10 protein-coding genes are annotated in these 14,852 nt (G+C 68.8%); 5 read left to right on the top strand and 5 right to left on the bottom strand.

Annotated elements, in window-relative coordinates; all coding sequences use genetic code 11:
- Window positions 1-44: 44 nt before the first annotated feature.
- Entirely contained in the window at window positions 45-1,103 is a 1,059-nt protein-coding gene (locus AB0M35_RS01440) for an extracellular solute-binding protein (RefSeq protein WP_363740298.1), read from the bottom strand.
- 363 nt (window positions 1,104-1,466) lie between these two features.
- Window positions 1,467-2,549, bottom strand: coding sequence for an ROK family transcriptional regulator (locus AB0M35_RS01435; RefSeq protein WP_363740297.1), 1,083 nt, complete (start codon window positions 2,547-2,549; stop codon window positions 1,467-1,469).
- Window positions 2,550-3,139: 590 nt separating this feature from the next.
- On the opposite strand from AB0M35_RS01435, the gene AB0M35_RS01430 reads away from it, so the two are divergent.
- From AB0M35_RS01430 to AB0M35_RS01420, 3 genes are all read left to right on the top strand, one after another.
- On the top strand, window positions 3,140-5,878 hold the full coding sequence (locus AB0M35_RS01430; RefSeq protein WP_363740296.1) for a sugar-binding protein: 2,739 nt from the start codon (window positions 3,140-3,142) through the stop codon (window positions 5,876-5,878).
- A gap of 124 nt (window positions 5,879-6,002) precedes the next feature.
- Window positions 6,003-7,175 (top strand): DNA recombination protein RmuC, encoded by a 1,173-nt coding sequence (locus AB0M35_RS01425; RefSeq protein WP_363740295.1) that lies wholly within the window; start codon window positions 6,003-6,005, stop codon window positions 7,173-7,175.
- A 162-nt stretch (window positions 7,176-7,337) separates the two neighbouring features.
- Window positions 7,338-10,604 carry a S8 family serine peptidase gene (locus tag AB0M35_RS01420; RefSeq protein WP_363740294.1) on the top strand — a complete coding sequence of 1,089 codons (3,267 nt, stop codon included), beginning with the start codon at window positions 7,338-7,340 and terminating at the stop codon, window positions 10,602-10,604.
- A 109-nt stretch (window positions 10,605-10,713) separates the two neighbouring features.
- Here the strand turns inward: AB0M35_RS01420 and AB0M35_RS01415 are convergent, their stop codons facing one another.
- From AB0M35_RS01415 to AB0M35_RS01405, 3 genes are all read right to left on the bottom strand, one after another.
- Window positions 10,714-11,577 (bottom strand): hypothetical protein, encoded by an 864-nt coding sequence (locus tag AB0M35_RS01415; protein WP_363740293.1) that lies wholly within the window; start codon window positions 11,575-11,577, stop codon window positions 10,714-10,716.
- Window positions 11,578-11,646: 69 nt separating this feature from the next.
- A complete protein-coding gene (locus AB0M35_RS01410) occupies window positions 11,647-12,087 on the bottom strand; it encodes a hypothetical protein (RefSeq protein WP_363740292.1) in 441 nt (146 codons plus the stop codon).
- A gap of 58 nt (window positions 12,088-12,145) precedes the next feature.
- Window positions 12,146-13,123 (bottom strand): 4-hydroxy-3-methylbut-2-enyl diphosphate reductase, encoded by a 978-nt coding sequence (locus AB0M35_RS01405; protein WP_363740291.1) that lies wholly within the window; start codon window positions 13,121-13,123, stop codon window positions 12,146-12,148.
- 154 nt (window positions 13,124-13,277) lie between these two features.
- On the opposite strand from AB0M35_RS01405, the gene xseA reads away from it, so the two are divergent.
- Complete coding sequence (gene xseA, locus AB0M35_RS01400) at window positions 13,278-14,498, top strand: exodeoxyribonuclease VII large subunit (protein ID WP_363740290.1); 1,221 nt, start codon at window positions 13,278-13,280, stop codon at window positions 14,496-14,498.
- 43 nt (window positions 14,499-14,541) lie between these two features.
- A complete protein-coding gene (locus tag AB0M35_RS01395; RefSeq protein WP_363740289.1) occupies window positions 14,542-14,763 on the top strand; it encodes an exodeoxyribonuclease VII small subunit in 222 nt (73 codons plus the stop codon).
- Window positions 14,764-14,852 lie beyond the last annotated feature (89 nt).

Here is a 14,852-nt window from a genome sequence, read left to right as displayed (position 1 = left end):
ACGGAGCCGGGTCGTGCCGTGGCACGACCCGGACCCCAGTCAACTCAGCCCTTGTCCTTGATCTCGGCGTTCCAGTGGGTGATCCACGCCGTCTCGTTCTTGCCGATCACGTCCCAGTCGACGTTCATCGGCTTGAGGTTGAGGTTGGCCAGCCACTCCGGCTTCTCGGCGATCTCCACCGCGGGGATCTGGAAGTAGTCCTTGGCGAGCGTGGCGCGCAGCGAGTCGTCGAAGAGGAACTCCAGGAACTTCTGCGCGGCGGCGGTGTTGCCACCCTTGACCGCGGCGACACCGTCGACGAGCACCGGAGCGCCGGAGGTCGGCATGATGTAGTCGAACGGCATGCCCTCGTTGGCCTGCAGCAGCACGTCCTGCAGGTTCCAGGCGCTCACCACGCCCTGCTCACGCGACATCTTCAGGTAGAGGTCGGCCGGGTTGGCGGCGTACTCGACGGTGTTGGTGTCGAGCTTGAGCAGCCAGTCGTAGCCCGGCTGCGGGTTGGAGCCGTCCGGCGAGAGCCGCTGGATCATCGAGGAGTAGATCGAGCGCATGGTGCCCGAGGCCGCCACGTCCCGGATGATGATCTTGTCTTTCCACTTCGGGTCGATCAGGTCGTCCCAGTCCTGCGGCGCGGTCTGCGGGGTCAGCGCCTTGTTGTTGTACATGATGATCTCGGGCAGCAGGATCTCGCCGAACCAACGGCCCTGCTCGTCCTTGTACCGCGCGTCCATCTTCGCCGCGAACGAGGGCTGCCACGACTCCAGCAGATCCTCCGAGGCGCCGGCGGCCAGACCCTGCTGGGTGCCGCCCCACCAGACGGACGCCTGCGGGTTGGCCTTCTCGGCCCGGACCCGCTCCAGGACCTCCTGGGCGCCCATGTTGAGCACCTCGACCTTGCCCTTGTACTCCGGGTTCTTGGCCGTGAACTGCTCGACGACGTAGTCGGTGACCGACTTGTCACGGGCGCTGTAGATGACGAACTTCTCGGCCGTCGGAGCGCCGGACGAGCCGGTGTCGCCGTCGTTGTCACTGCCGCCGCAGCCTGCGGTGACAGCCAGCATCGCGCCGATCGCGATGGCCATGGCCAAAGGACGACGTCTCATTGGTACCTCCACTTGACGGGGGATCTATGGGAAGTTTCCGATAGATAGCTGTAAATCGGACTCGGCAAGGTGCCGGGGTAGGTGGATCGACGGTCGGGGAAGGGTCGAAGATCGGGCCGGGCCCGGAGCGGACACGTCGGGATGCATCACTCGCGGCCGGCTGTTCGCAGCGCGGACGCGGTCGCCACGAAGGCGACGAAGGATGCCCGTTGGTGTCGGTGCTGAGGGTTGGCGGTGTTCCGGGGTGTCGATGTTGCGGGGTGGGGATGTCGGGGGCGGCGGCGTAGGGGGACGCGATGTGTCAGGAGGGTGGGGTGGTGGTGTTTCGGGGGTTGAGGCGGTGTGGTTGTGGTCGGGGTCTGGTCAGGGCAGTGAGGGCAGCGGGACCGCAGCCGACAGCGCGTAGCTGATCGCTCCGTGCAGTACGGCCTGGTCACCAAGGGTGGCCCGCCGCACCTCGGTGGGTGCGGGGGTCTTGGCGGCGAGAAGACTCTGGATCTGTTCGAGCGCGGCGTCGTCGAGTTCCGCGGCGGCACCGCTGAGCAGCACCAAACCCGGGTCGATCACACAGACGCAGGAGAGGATGAGCCGCGCCCAGGCGTCGAGGACCTCGTCGAGATACTCGCGGGCCGGCTTCGACGTGGCGGCGAGCTCGATCAGTTCCCGTACCGGCGACTCGGGTCGCCGTCCCGGGTGCAGGGCGACCAGCCGTTCCGCGATCGCGTTGACCGACCAGCGGGCCTCGAACTCGCCGACGCCGCTGTAGCTGCGCACTGGCGCGGCGTCCACGGGCAGGAAACCCACCTCGCCCGCCGCTCCGCTGGCGCCGCGGCGGACCTTGCCGTCGAGCACGAGTCCGGCGCCGATGCCGTCGGCGACGTGGATCAGCAGCAGGTTGGCGACGTCCGCCCCGGCACCGGCCACACACTCACCGGCGGCCATGAGGTTGACGTCGTTGTCGACGACGACAGGTACGCCGAGTCGCTGCTGGACCGACTCACCGATGGGCCACGCCTCGACCAGCCCCACCGACGGCGCGAGGCGTACCGCGCCGTTGGTGGAGACGCCCGGCACCGCGATCGCGACACCGCGCAGTGACGGCAGGTTGTCGCCGACCAGGTCGAGGACGAACGCGCAGACGGTCTCGACCACGTCCCCACCGAAGCGCGCGGTGCGATGCGCGATGAGCGCGCCCTCGCTGTCGGCGATCTCGCAACTGATCCGGGGTGGTTCGAGTGAGACCGCCGCGACAAGTTCGGCACGCGGATTGAACTCGAGCATCTCCCGGGGCCGGCCGGTGGTCGGGGCACCCGGCCCTCGCTCGATGAGGTAGCCCTCGGCGATGAGTTCCCGCACGAGCGCGGTCACCGTGGCCGCCGGAAGGCCGGTCATCTCAGCGAGATCCACTCGGGACAGCAGCCGCGCCTGCCGGGCAGCCAGGATCACCGAGAGACGCTTGATCTCACGGGACCGCTCTCGGCTGACCGGGCTGGTTGATGCTCTGTCGGACACAGTTTCTTCCTACTGAGAAAAAAGTGGACCGTCAAGTAACGAGATGATCTCAGCTCTCACCAGCGCAAACGAGAGATTGACAGGAGATCGAGACGCGCCTGCCCCCTCCGAAGGCACACATCGGACCCCAGCGGAGAAGTCGAGCAGCACAAAGTCGGGCAAAGGGTTTTTATTATCAAGATCCCCCGATGCTCCATGGTGCCTGAACAGGGGGATCGTTTCTTCGGAGAAGGAAGAAAGTCGTTCGGGACTATTGACTACCGGAGCGCAAGATTCCTAGCGTTACGGCCCGAAGGCCTTCCGGTGGAGCTACCCCCGCCACCGTTTCGCACCGCTCACACCGTGACGGTGCGTGTGCACGACCTACTCCGTTGTCTAGCAACCATCACTCGTGGAGACCGCCCTGGTCTCCAGTGGACAGCTGTCTGTCATCAGGGCCCGGCACGAGCGTGTGTCAGGGGGCCTCGGCCGGGCCTGCATCCGTCCCAGACGCAGCACTCGCTCCCAAACGAAGAGGTATGCCCATGAGATGGCGCACTCCGGCGACAATCGCCATGTGCAGTCTGCTCTCGCTGGGCCTGGCCGCACCGGTTCAGGCTCACGGCAAGGGCTCGTCGCCCAAGCACCCGTCACCTTCGAAGAGCCAGCCGAAGAACCCGTCCAAGAAGTCCGACAAGCCGGTTGACCTGGACATCATGTTCATCGGCGCCCACCCCGATGACGAGGCCGGCCAGCTCGGCATGCTGGGATACTGGAACGAGTATCACGGCATGAAGGCCGGCGTAATCACCACCACGCGCGGCGAGGGTGGCGGTAACGCCACCGGCTTCGAGGAGGGCCCGGATCTCGGCATCCTCCGGGAGGCCGAGGAGCGCAGGGCGGTCGGCTACGCCGGCATCGAACACATCTACAACCTCGACGCCCTCGACTTCTGGTACACCGCCAGCGCTCCCCTGACCGCCGAGGTCTGGGGCTACGACGAGACGCTGTCCCGCATCGTACGGGTCCTGCGGACCACCAGGCCCGAGGTCATCCTCACGATGAACCCCTCGGCCACCCAGGGCAACCACGGCAACCACCAGGAAGCCGCGATGCTGGCCGTCGACGCCTTCTACGCCGCGGCCGACCCGAAGAAGTTCCCGGAGCAGATCACCAAGGAGGGCCTCGAGCCCTGGCGGGTCTCCCGGATCTTCCAGACCGGTGGCAGCGGCTCCGGCAACAGCGGGCCCTCGTGCGAGACCAGCTTCACGCCGGCTGAGGCCAGCAACGTCATCTTCGGCACCTGGCAGGGTTACGAGTCGGCGCGTCACGACGGCAACCGGTGGAACACGGTCACGACCTGGGCCCGCCGGGAGTACGTGTCGCAGGGCTGGGGCAACAGCTCCTTCCCGACGACCAACCCGGACAACATCGGCTGCAACCGGCTGACCCTGATCGACACCCGCACCCCGTACCCGGACCCGAACGTGGGCGCCGGCACCGGTGCGCTCCAGGGCGCCACCCTCCGTGCTCCGGGTGGTCTGCCGCTCGGCACCGAGATCCACGTGCGTCCGCAGAAGTGGGAGGTGCTCGCCGGCAAGTCCATCAAGGTCGACACCGTCCTCTACGCCACCCAGGACATCAAGGGTGCCAAGGTCGCGCTGCAGGTTCCGGCCGGCTGGCAGGTCAGCGGCAACGGCAACGTCGGCACGCTCAAGAAGGGCAAGGAGGTCGTGAAGAGCTTCACGGTCACCGCGCCCGCGCAGCTTCCGGTGGGCACCCGCTTCAAGATCGAAGCAACGATGACCAGCAGCAAGGACGGGAGCGGCACCAGCAGTGCGCGGGTGCAGGCGACCGCTCCGGTTCGGGGCACCCTCGAGCCGCTGGAGGAGATCGCGGACTTCCGGGCGTGGACCGAGCAGAAGAAGGTCAAGCAGCTCGACGCCCTCATCGAGTCGCTGCTCAACATCCCGAGCGGTAAGAGCCGCAGCGTCCGGGTGGACCTGGCCAACCACAGCGACACTGTCCAGTCCGGCACCGTCCGGCTGAACCTGCCGGCCGGCTTCTCGGCGACCCCGCAGCAGCTGCCGTACAGCGGGCTCCAGCCTGGTACCCGTAGCTCGGTGACCTTCACGGTGACCAACACCGACGCCACCCTGCCGACGGCCAACCGGGCGCCGGACAACGGTGCGTACCGGCTCCAGATCGAGACCACCTACAACGGTGGCAGCGCCACCGAGCCGGGTGCCTTCAACCTGGTGCCGACCACGGTGATCCCGAAGGCCACCACGGCGCCGACCGTCGACGGCCACGGCCACTCCCACGAGTACACCGGCGAGGTGATCGACATCTCGACGCGCTGGGAGGGCACCGCCACCACGGCGGCGGACATCTCCGGCACCGCCCAGATCGCCCACACCGACGACGCCCTGTACGCCATCTTCAACATCACTGATGACGTGCTCGGCCGGTTCCTGCTGCCGGAGGACTGCAAGCGTCCGCGGCGTGCCGACGCCGTCGAGTTCGGTATCGACCCGCGGGGCAACTCGGCGAACACCTCCACGGTGTTCAACGTGGCGCTCTTCCCGGCCACCAACGACCCGGCCAACGGCAACCCGCCGTGCTTCGCCCGGGAGCGGGACAACCACCAGGGTGGCCCGGAGACCGCACCGGGTCTCGAGGTCGCCTCGGTTCTCACCGGCACCGGGTACCAGATCGAGGTCAAGGTTCCGTTCAGCGTGCTGCCGGACACCATCGACCCGAACAACATGGGCATGAACATCCTGGTCAACGACTCGGACACGCAGGACCTCTCCACGCAGACCCGGATCGGCTGGTCGACCTGGAGCGGCGTGCGGGCCGACGCGTGGCGCTGGGGTGTCGCCACCCTGCCGGGCCTGCCGGCGCGGCCGGCGGCGCCGAAGGCTCCGATCATGCCCGACACCGCGGCGCAGAGCGTCAAGTCGCCGCAGACCATCCTCCAGTCCGTCTCGGACGGGGTAGCACCGGGTGGCTACGCGGCTCTTGACGAGAAGATCCTCAAGATCAAGAAGGTCACCAAGTCCTCCTCGAAGGTCTCGGTGGAGTTGAAGGTGAAGAAGTCCGGCGTCGCCCGGGTCTTCATCTGGGACGGTGAGCGGGTCGTGGCGCAGACCGAGGTTTCGCTGAACAAGGACCGCACCCTGGTCCTGCCCCTCACCGGTGCCCTGCCGGCCGGCTCCTCGCTGCTCGTCTCGTACGAGCGCGACGGCGCCACCCTCGGTCTCGCTCACAAGCTGAAGTGACCGAACCCGGTCACCGCGTCGATCTGATGCGGTGACCGGCGATGGGCCGGGCCTTGTGCCCGGCCCATCGGCATTTCCGGCCCCAGCGCGGCACCGTCGGCACATCTTTGGCAAGCTCGTGAAGATGGAGCTAGCGACCCTGGCAGTGGTCGTCGTCTGTCTCGGTGCCGGTGGCGCGGTGGGCTGGTTCGCGGCCCGGTCCCGGGCGGCCACCGAGATCGCCCGGTTGGACGCCACCCTGCGGGCCACCCGTGAGGGCGAGGGGCGACTGGAACAGTCGATGCGGGCGCTGAGCTACGAGGCGACGGCCCAGTCACAGGAGGCGGTCGCCCGGGCGGTCGCCCCACTGCACGACACCCTGCGCCGCTACGAGCAGCGGGTGACCGAACTGGAACGTGACCGGGTTGACGCGTACGCCGAACTGCGTGAGCAGGTCAGGGCGATGAGCAGCGTCTCCGGCGAGCTGCGTACCGAGACCAAACAGCTGGTCGCGGCGTTGCGTGCGCCGCAGGTACGCGGCCGGTGGGGCGAGCACCAACTGCGCCGGATCGTCGAGGCGGCCGGCATGCTGGAACACTGCGACTTCTCCGAACAGGTCACCGCCGCCACCGACCAGCAGACCGTACGCCCCGACCTGGTCGTCCGACTGCATGGCGGCCGGACGGTGGTGGTGGACGCGAAGGCCCCGTTCGACGCGTACCTGACCGCGATGGAGGCTCGCGACGAGCGCAGCCGCGACACTCAACTGGACGCCCATGCCAGGCACCTGCGGGCCCATGTGGACGCGCTGGCTGCCAAGTCGTACTGGACGGCATTCGAGTCGACCCCGGAGTTCGTGGTGCTGTTCGTGCCGGCCGACCCGTTCCTCGATGTGGCCTTGCAGCGCGACCCCACCCTTCTGGAGTACGCATTCGCCCGCAACGTGGTGCTGGCCACCCCGGCCACTCTGGTCGCAATGCTGCGTACGGTGGCCTGGTCCTGGCGCCAAGAGCAGTTGGCCCGCAACGCCGTCGCGGTGCATTCCCTGGCCCGTGAACTGTATGGTCGCCTTTCCACCCTCGGCGATCATGTCGGAAAACTCGGCGCGTCGCTCGGTGGTGCGGTGACCGCGTACAACCGGGCGGTGGGGTCGCTGGAGGCTCGGGTGCTGGTCAGCGCCCGCAAGTTGGCTGAGCTGGGCGTTTCCGACCAGGAGCTGACCACGCCGGGGCAGGTCGAGCTGGCTCCCCGCCAGCCGCAGGCTGCTGAGTTGCTGGCCGATGACTCCATCTCGGATGGTCGAAGTCGGTCAGCCTAATCGGGCCTTTACCACCTTCGATGTGACATTGCGCGTCTCACGTATCACGAGATGGTCACAACGTACCTGTCGGTAGTGACATTGACGGGCGGCACCACGAAGGATTTCGCTCACGCGTGCCCTGCATCTGAGGGCGCCTGAGTTCTCTGGAGGAAAGAGAACGTGAGTAGACCCCGAAACCTGAGCCGGCGTACCTCCGCCGCGCTCTTCGCCTCGGTCATGGCGGCTGGCGCTGTGTCCGTGGTGGGCGGTACCGCCACCGCGAGCGCCGCTCCTGCTGGATCCGACCCGGCCCAGGTCACCCCCGCCGAGGCACTGGGCGAGCACGACGCCAAGTTGCTCGCCGAGGCAGAGGCCAAGAAGGCCCCGACCGTCACGATGATCGTCGCCACCGACAAGGGCAAGGCGAAGGACGTCGCCGACGACCTCAAGGGCCTGGGCGCTGCCGTCGCCGAACGCTACGACACCATCGGTTACGTGCTGGCCAAGGTGCCGACCAGCAAGGCGGTCAAGGCCGCCACCCTGCCCGGCGTCGCCGCCGTCGACCTCGACGAGAAGATCCAACTGCCCGACCCCAAGCCGGAGGTCGTCCAGGGCGCCAAGAAGGGTGACAGGCAGGGCGCCACGCTCAGCGGCCCCGGCGCCACGACCCCTGCCGACAACCCCTACATGCCGACCGGCGAGACCGGCGCGGTCAAGTTCGTCAAGTCCAACAAGAAGTGGGACGGCCGGGGCGTCACCATCGGCGTCATGGACTCCGGTGTGGACCTGGAGCACCCGGCGCTCCAGCAGACCACCACCGGCGAGCGGAAGATCGTCGACTGGGTCACCGCCACCGACCCGCTTGAGGACGCCAGCTGGCGTCCGATGCTCAACCAGGTGACCGGCCCGTCGTTCACCCTCGCCGGCCGCACCTGGACCGCACCGGCCGGCACCTACCGGTTCAACCTGTTCAGTGAGTCGATCACGACCAACAGCGAACCGGCCGGTGACGTCAACCGCGACGGCGACCGCACCGACCAGTGGGGCGTCCTGTACGACCCGGCGACCAACAACATCTGGGTCGACACCGACCAGGACGGCGACTTCACCGACGAGGCCCTGATGCGGCCGTACAAGGAGAAGTTCGACGTCGGTTACTTCGGCACGGACAACCCGGCGACTCCGGTCAAGGAGCGGATGTCGTTCGTGGTCGAGTACCGCAAGAACGTCGACACCGCGCCGGTCGGTGGTCCGGGCCTGGTCGACTACGTCAACATCGGCATCATCGAGAGCGCGCACGGCACCCACGTGGCCGGCATCACCGCCGCCAACAGCATGATGGGCAACAGCGCGTTCAACGGTGCCGCCCCCGGCGCCAAGATTGTTTCCTCCCGCGCCTGCTCCTGGGGCGGCGGCTGCACCTACGCCGCACTCACCACCGGCATGGCCGATCTGGTGATCAACCGTGGGGTCGACGTCATCAACATGTCGATCGGTGGCCTGCCGGCGCTCAACGACGGCAACAACGCCCGCGCCACCCTCTACAACAACCTGATCACCACGTACGGGGTGCAGATGTTCATCTCGGCCGGCAACTCCGGCCCGGGTGTGAACACCATCGGCGACCCGTCGGCGTCGAGCAACGTGGTCAGCGTGGCCGCGAGCGTCAGCAAGGACACCTGGCTGGCCAACTACGGCTCGGTGGTCAAGAAGAAGAACGCGCTGTTCAACTTCTCCTCGCGCGGCCCGCGTGAGGACGGCGGCGCCAAGCCGAACATCGCCGCGCCGGGTTCGGCAATCTCCACCACCCCGGTCTGGCAGGCCGGCAGCCCGGTCCCCGAGGCCGGCTACGCGCTGCCGCCGGGCTACGCCATGTTCAACGGTACGTCGATGGCCTCCCCGCAGGCCGCCGGTGCCGCCGCCCTGCTGCTCTCGGCCGCCAAGGCGAACCACCTGGGCGTCACGCCGGAGGCGCTGCGCCGGGCGATCTTCACCTCGGCCAAGCCGATCGCCGACACCCCCACCTACGGTCAGGGCTACGGCATGTTCGACGTGCCGGGCGCCTGGAAGCTGCTCCGCAAGGGCGTCCAGACCCGCTCGTACACCGCCGACGCTCCGGTCTGCACCCCGCTGTCCAGCCAGCTGGCCACCCCGAACCAGGGCACCGGCATCTACAACCGCTGCGACTCGGCCAACGGTGGACAGAAGATCAACCAGTCGAAGTCGTACCAGGTGAAGCTGACCCGGACCAGCGGCCCGGCCGGCAACATCAAGCACAACATCGGCCTGCGTGGCAACAACGGCACCTTCTCGGCGCCGAAGAACGTCACCCTGCCGCTGAACCAGACCGTCACCATCACGGTCACCGCCAAGCCGAAGACCGCCGGCGCGCACAGCACCATCGTCACCGTGGACGACAAGGCCACCAACACGATCGACTTCGAGTTCTCCGCCGTGGTGGTGGCCTCGAACGACGTCGTGCAGCCCAACTTCGCCTACTCGACGCAGGGCACGGTGGACCGCAACCACACCACGTCGTACTTCGTGACCGTGCCGCCGGGTGCCGGTGCGTTGCAGGTGAACCTCTCCGGCATCGCCACCGCGTCGCAGACCCGCTTCATCGCGATCAACCCGTACGGCGTGCCGGTGGAGAGCACCTCCAGCCTGGCCTGCTTCACCAACCACGTCAGCACGGTGGTCTGCAACCCGTTCGAGCGTGACTACGCCAACCCGATGCCGGGCATCTGGGAGATCGAGGTCGAGTCGCGGCGTACCTCGCCGTCGCTGAACAACCCGTTCCAGCTCCAGGCACGGGTGCAGGGCGTCGCGGTCGAGCCGGCCGTGGTCGAACTGCCGTCGGTGACCACCGGTACGCCGACCCCGGTGACCTGGTCGCTGAAGAACACCTTCGGCCCGGTCACGGTGACCGGCCAGGGTGGCGCGCTGTCCAGCACGCACACCGAACGGCCGACCATCGTCGAGCTCGCCGTGCAGGAGTTCACCGTCGTTGTCCCGGCGGGGGCCACCAGCTTCACCGCCCGCATCGGCAACGTCTCCAACGCCAGCGCCGACCTCGACCTGTTCGTCTACCGGGGCGGTGTCCTGGTGGCGTACAACGCCGACGGCGACTCGGAGGAGTTCGTCACCCTCAACAACCCGGCGGCCGGCACCTACACGGTCGTCGTGGAGGCGTACTCGGTGGACGGCGCGGGCGGCAGCACCGCGTACGACTACCGGGACTCGTACTCCTCGCCGGCGCTCGGCACCCTGACGGCGGCGGGCAGCAGCCTCACCCTGGCGCACGGCGCCACCGGCACCCTCACGGGTACGGTGACCGCCCAGTCCGCCCCGCCCGCAGGCCGGACCCTCTCCGGTGATCTGTCCGTGGTGACCAGCGAAGGCGCGGTCGTCGGCCGCGGCTCCGTCAACATCGGCGCGGTGAACTGACCCACCACCACCGCACCACCCAGGGAGCCCGTCTCCGGATCGCCGGAGACGGGCTCCCGTCCGTCCAACCCCGACATGACTCGCTCCGTGCTCTTCCCCGGCCTCTGACCTATCCGACAGCGGGCCCCGGTCGCCCCAACCTCGACCGTTCCGTACGCCTGGTCCGGAGTCCGGCCACGAGCAGCAGGTAGCCCGCCAGTTCGGCGGCGACGGTCAAAGCCGGCGCCGTGACCAGGGCCGGGCTGACCATGGCGCCGGTGAACAACGTCCCCCGGCTCGGGGAGAGCGGCAGCAGGGTGTACGGGGCGAGAGCCGCATCGAACTGGAACAGAGCGGCCACCAACAGCAGAACCGCACCACCGGCGGCCAACCGATGACTCCGACGAACGAGCAGCGCGGCGAGCAGGACGGCGGCGAGCGCGAGCGCGAGTGGCGCGAGAACCGCGGCGGCGGCCACGCCGGTTTCGGACTGCCGGCCATGGTCGTCCGACAGCCCGGTGTCCACCATGTTGTTGCGGTGCCTCTCGACCACTCGGAGCACCGCGTACCCCACCACCGTCCCGGCGGCCATCACGAGCCCGGTCACGAACCGCCGACTCGGGCGGCGAGCCCTCTGCCGCCAGGCCGTCAGGATCAGCAGCAGCACGAGGACCAGCGCCGCCCAGGTCAGCTGAAGCCCGGTACGCAGTCCCATGGTGAAGTCGGGCGGCGGCCCGGGCTGAAGGAGCTGCCACCGATAGCCGTCGGCAGGATCGACAGGCATCGTCCACCATGCGTCGACGGCCACCACGATCAGCCCGACCGGCGCCATCCAGCGCGGCGACGGCAACCCGGCAAGCAGCGCGTACGCCAGGAGCACGGCCACCGCGAGGACCTCGGCTTGGCGCAGGATCGGCGCGGCCGTGAGCACACCCGCCACGTGTACGGCGGCCAGGAGCCCCGCCATCGACAGGAGCAACGATCGTGAACGCATCGATGCATCCTGCCGTCCGGCCACGACCGGGACACCGCCAGCCACCACGGCTCTCGGCAGACGGCTACCTCAGGCGCGCTTGGCGGACGCCACCTGGAACGGGGTGCCCTGCTGGCAGGTGGTCATCAGGCCAGGTGCGGGTCGACCGGTCACCGTCACCGACGCGCCGGCGGTGAGCACCTCGCGCGGGCCGCCGAGCAGCAGATAGCCGTCGAGCAGCAGGCAACCGGGCTCGACACCGGACTCGATCTGACCGGTCAGGGTCATCTCACTGGTGGACGTCGGCTGCGGCGGGCCGCCCGGACGTTTGCCGGGCCGGCTGGGCAGTGCGCTCGGGTCCACCGGGTCGGAAGGCGGGGGTACGGCGCCGGTCGGATCCGGGGTGGGCAACTCGGTCACGGACGGCGCTCCCGTCGGGGTGGTGGTGCCGTCTCCGGCGTCCTGACCGGCGCAGGCGACGAGCGCAGTGCAGACGATCAGCGCGGCAGCGGCGATCCGAAGGGTCTTCATACCTGACTCCGACGCGGTAGCAGGGCGAACCGTTCCATCATGCGGCGTCGCGGGCCACTCAGCTGCGGGCCGCCGCAGCGGCCTTCATGTCGCGCTTGAGCTCCTGCGGCAACGAGAAGGTGAGTCGCTCGTTGGCGGTCACCACCTCCTCCACGTCGGTGTAGCCGCGCTCGGCGAGATGGGTCAGCACCTCCTGGACCAACTCGTCAGGAACACTGGCTCCCGAGGTCAGGCCCACCGTCTGCGCACCGGCCAGCCAGGCGTCGTCGATCTCGTGCGCGAAGTCGACCAGATGACCGGCGCGGGCGCCCGCGTCGAGGGCCACCTCGACCAGGCGTACGGAGTTCGACGAGTTGCGCGAGCCGACCACGATCACCACGTCGCACTCAGCCGCGATCTCCTTGACCACGTGCTGACGGTTGCTGGTCGCGTAGCAGATGTCGTCGCTGGGCGGCGACTGGAGCATCGGCAGCCGCTTCTTGAGCCGGGCCACCGTTTCCATGGTCTCGTCCACCGACAGCGTGGTCTGCGACAACCAGACGACCTTGTTCGGGTCACGCACGGTGATCCGGTCGGCGTCCTCCGGACCGTCCACCAACTGGATGTGCTCCGGGGCCTCGCCGGCGGTGCCGATGACCTCCTCGTGGCCCTCGTGACCGATGAGCAGGATGTCGTAATCCTCGGCGGCGAACCGCTTCGCCTCCTGGTGCACCTTGGTCACCAACGGGCAGGTCGCGTCGATCGCCTTCAGCGACCGCTCCTTCGCCTGCTCGTAGACCTCGGGTGCCACCCCGTGGGCGGAGAAGATCACGGTGGCGCCCTCGGGCACCTCCTCGTTCTCCTCCACGAAGATCGCCCCCTTGGCCTCCAGCGTCCGCACCACGTGCTTGTTGTGCACGATCTGCTTGCGAACATAGATCGGAGCACCGTAGAGCTTGAGCGCCTCCTCGACGGTCTGCACCGCCCGGTCGACACCCGCGCAATAACCGCGGGGCTTGGCCAAAAGCACGCGCTTACCGGTCCCAGCCTCAATCACCCACCCATCCTACGCGCCCCCTCCCTCCCCCGCCCTCAACCTGTTGATCATGAGGTTGGCGGCAGTTGTCGATCTCCGAACCACCGCCAACCTCATGATCAATAGAGAGAGTGGGGGTGGGGCGGGAGGGGGGTGGGGGAATTAGGGTGGGGGTGTGGGGGATGGCGGGGTGGGAGCGAGCAGTTCGGAAGAGCCTTGGCCGGTGCGGGTGGTGAGCCAGAAGATCGGCGCCTGGGTCGCTCGGCTGGGGTGGGTGTGGGTCGACGGACAGGTGGCGCAGATCAGCCGCCGACCCGGCGCCAGCACGGTCTTCCTGACTCTGCGTGACCCGTCGGCCGAGTTGAGCCTGACCGTCACGACCAACCGTGACGTGCTCGACTCCGGCGCTCCCGAGCTGCGTGAGGGCGCCCGGATCGTGGTGCACGCCAAGCCGGAGTTCTACGCCGCCCGGGGCACCCTCAGCCTGCGGGCCGACGAGATCCGTCAGGTCGGCCTGGGCGAGCTGCTGGCCCGGTTGGAAAAGCTCAAGAAACTGCTCGCCGCCGAAGGGCTGTTCGACCGGGCCCGTAAGCGCCGCCCCCCGTTCCTGCCGCAGCGCATCGGGCTGATCACCGGCCGAGCCAGCGCCGCCGAGCGGGACGTGCTCACCAACGCCCGCCGTCGCTGGCCGGCCGTGGAGTTCCGCACCGTGAACGTCGCCGTGCAGGGCCCCAGCGCCGTTCCGCAGATCATCGACGCGCTCAAGGTGCTGGACAGCGACCCGAGCATCGACGTGATCATCCTGGCGCGCGGTGGCGGCGGCATCGAGGATCTGTTGCCCTTCTCCGACGAGGCGCTGTGCCGGGCCGTTTACGCCTGCCGTACGCCGGTGGTCAGCGCGATCGGCCATGAGACCGACGCGCCACTGGTCGACTACGTGGCCGACGTACGCGCCTCGACGCCCACCGACGCCGCCAAGCGGGTGGTGCCCGACCTGGCCGAGGAGATCCGCCTGATCAACCAGGCGCGCCACCGGCTGCACCGGGCGGTGCACAACCTCGTCGACCGGGAAACCCACCGCATCGACGCGCTACGCTCCCGGCCGGTGCTGGCCCGCCCGCAGGTGATGGTCGAACAGCGGGCCGCCGACCTGGCCGCCCTGCGCCAGCGCGCCGAACGCTGCCTGGGCCACCGACTCGCCGCCGCCGACGACGACCTGCGGCACACCCTGGCCCGGCTGCGGGCGCTCTCCCCCGCCGCCACCCTCGATCGTGGGTACGCCATCGTGCAGCGCGCCGACGGCCACGTCGTCCGAGCGGCCGATCAGGTCGGTGTCGGCGATCCCCTGCGGGTACGCCTCGCCGACGGGGAACTGTCCGCCACGGTGACCAGCTGACCGGTGGTGGGCGGTGTCGGGCCGTTGTGCTGAGATGGGTGCGATGACTGACGAGCAGACGAGCGGGCCCGACGAGCGGCTCAGCTACGAACAGGCCCGCGCCGAACTCGCATCGGTGGTGGATCGGCTGGAGGCCGGCGGGACGTCGCTGGAGGAGTCGCTGGCGCTCTGGGAGCGGGGCGAGGCGCTCGCGGTGATCTGCCAGCGTTGGCTCGACGGGGCCCGGGCCCGTATCGACGCCGGCCGGCAGGCCACCACCGACTGATCACCCGACGCGAACCGCCATCACCGCGCAAGCCCACCCTTCCGGCGCTGTCCGCCGCGCGAGGCCAGCGGAACGCGGCGCGAGGCCAG

It is taken from the genome of Micromonospora sp. NPDC051196, from assembly GCF_040682415.1.
In the GTDB taxonomy this organism is placed as follows: Bacteria; Actinomycetota; Actinomycetes; order Mycobacteriales; family Micromonosporaceae; genus Micromonospora.
The sequence above is the reverse complement of the archived record's forward strand: the minus strand, read 5'-3'. Positions and strand labels throughout refer to the sequence as shown.